The organism is Isoptericola sp. NPDC060257 (assembly GCF_042726645.1).
Lineage (GTDB): Bacteria > Actinomycetota > Actinomycetes > Actinomycetales > Cellulomonadaceae > Isoptericola > Isoptericola nanjingensis.
In genome coordinates this window covers 1-2,105 of sequence record NZ_JBHXAW010000440.1, presented here as the reverse complement: position 1 = coordinate 2,105, position 2,105 = coordinate 1, and the positions used below count along the sequence as shown (strand labels likewise).

Here is a 2,105-nt window from a genome sequence, read left to right as displayed (position 1 = left end):
CTCGCCGAGGCGCTCGAGCCGGGCGACGTCGTCCTCGTGAAGTCCTCCCTCGGGTCGGGCCTGTGGCGCCTCGGTGACGAGCTCGCCGCCGGCGGGCCGGCGGCCGGCGAACCGGCCGTGGAGGTCGCCCCGTGATCGCGATCCTCGTCTCGGCCGGCGTCTCCGGGCTGGTCGCCCTCTTCGGGACGCCCCTGTTCATCCGGTTCCTCATCCACCGGAACTACGGCCAGTTCGTCCGCCAGGACGGGCCGACCGCCCACTTCACCAAGCGCGGCACCCCGACGATGGGCGGCGTCGTGATCATCGCGGCGGCCCTGGTCGGCGTCGCGGTGTCCATGCTGGTCGCCGGGAGGCCGCCGAGCGCGTCGGCGCTGCTGTGCCTGTACCTGATGACGGGCCTCGGCCTGGTCGGCTTCCTCGACGACTTCACGAAGATCCGCAAGCAGCGGTCCCTGGGTCTCACGCCGAAGGCGAAGATCATCGGCCAGGGCTTCGTCGGGATCAGCTTCGCGGTCCTCGCGCTGCAGTTCCCCAACGCGAACGCCCGGACGCCCGCGTCCACGCGGATCTCGTTCCTGCGCGACACCAACCTCGACCTGGCGTTCGCCGGAGTCACGGTGGGGCTCATCCTCTTCGTGATCTGGGCGAACTTCCTCATCACCGCCTGGTCGAACGCGGTGAACCTCACGGACGGTCTGGACGGACTGGCGACCGGCGTGTCGATCATCGTCTTCGGCGCGTACGTCCTCGTGTGCATCTGGCAGCTCAACCAGTCGTGCCAGCGGCTCGCCGCGGCCGGGCCGCGCTGCTACGAGGTGCGCGACCCGCAGGACCTCGCGATCGTCGCCGCCGCCATCGCGGGCGCCTGCATCGGCTTCCTCTGGTGGAACGCCAGCCCCGCGAAGATCTTCATGGGCGACACCGGCTCGCTGGCCCTCGGCGGCGCCCTGGCGGGCATCTCGATCCTGTCGCGCACCGAGATCCTCGCCGCGATCATCGGCGGTCTCTTCGTCGTCATCGTCATGTCCGACGTCATCCAGATCGGCTTCTTCAAGATGACGGGCAGGCGCGTGTTCAAGATGGCGCCCCTGCACCACCACTTCGAGCTGTCCGGGTGGGGCGAGGTCACGATCGTCATCCGGTTCTGGCTCATCGCCGGCCTGTTCGCGGCGCTCGGCATGGGCGTCTTCTACGCCGAGTGGGTGGCCACGTGACCGAGCCCGACCCGCGGGCGCTGCCCGACGGCGCCCGCGTCGTCGTCGCCGGGCTCGGCGTGACCGGGCGCGCCGTCGTCGCCGCCCTGTCGGGCGGTGCGGCCGGGCGGGTGGCCTCGGTGGTCACGGTCGACGGACGCGCGGACGACGCCGACGTGCGCGACGCGGACGACCCCGCCGTCGCGGAGCGCGTCGTCGCGGGCGCCGACCTCGTCGTCGCGTCCCCGGGGTGGGCGCCGAGCACCCCGCTGCTGGCCGCGGCCCGGGCCGCCGGCGTCCCCGTGTGGAGCGAGATCGAGCTCGCCTGGCGGCTGCGGGTCGAGCGCACCGGTGCGGTCGGGGCGCGCGGTCCCGCCCCGTGGCTCGCCGTCACGGGGACCAACGGCAAGACGACGACCGTCGAGATGCTCGCGTCGATCCTCACCGCGGCCGGCCTGCGCGCCGCCGCGGTCGGGAACGTCGGGACCCCGGTCGTCGAGGCGGCGCAGGACCCGTCGCTGGACGTCCTCGCGGTGGAGCTCTCCAGCTTCCAGCTCCACCACACGCTCACGACGTCGTTCGAGGCCGCGGCCGTGCTCAACGTGGCCGCCGACCACCTCGACTGGCACGGGTCGCTCGAGGCGTACGCGGCGGACAAGGGCCGGATCTACGCCCGCGCGCAGGTGGCGTGCGTGTACAACGCGGCCGACCCGCGCACCGAGCAGCTCGTGCGCGACGCCGACGTGACCGAGGGCGCCCTCGCCGTGGGGTTCACCCTCGGCGCCCCGGGACCGGGTCAGCTGGGCGTGGTCGAGGACGTGCTCGTCGACCGCGCCTTCCACGCCGAGCCCGGCGCGCGCGACCGGCAGCGGACGGCCGCCGAGCTCGGCACCCTCGACGACCTGGCGCACC

At 73.3% G+C, this 2,105-nt stretch carries 2 protein-coding genes; both read left to right on the top strand.

Going from position 1 to position 2,105, the window contains the following annotated elements:
- The first annotated feature begins 131 nt into the window (after nt 1-131).
- Nucleotides 132-1,214, top strand: a complete 1,083-nt coding sequence (gene mraY / locus ACFWEK_RS21080) for a phospho-N-acetylmuramoyl-pentapeptide-transferase (protein WP_429762183.1) — start codon at nt 132-134, stop codon at nt 1,212-1,214.
- Nucleotides 1,211-2,105 (top strand): Mur ligase family protein (locus ACFWEK_RS21075; protein WP_430555305.1); only part of this gene is annotated, 895 nt, incomplete at its 3' end. The genes mraY and ACFWEK_RS21075, both read left to right, overlap by 4 nt.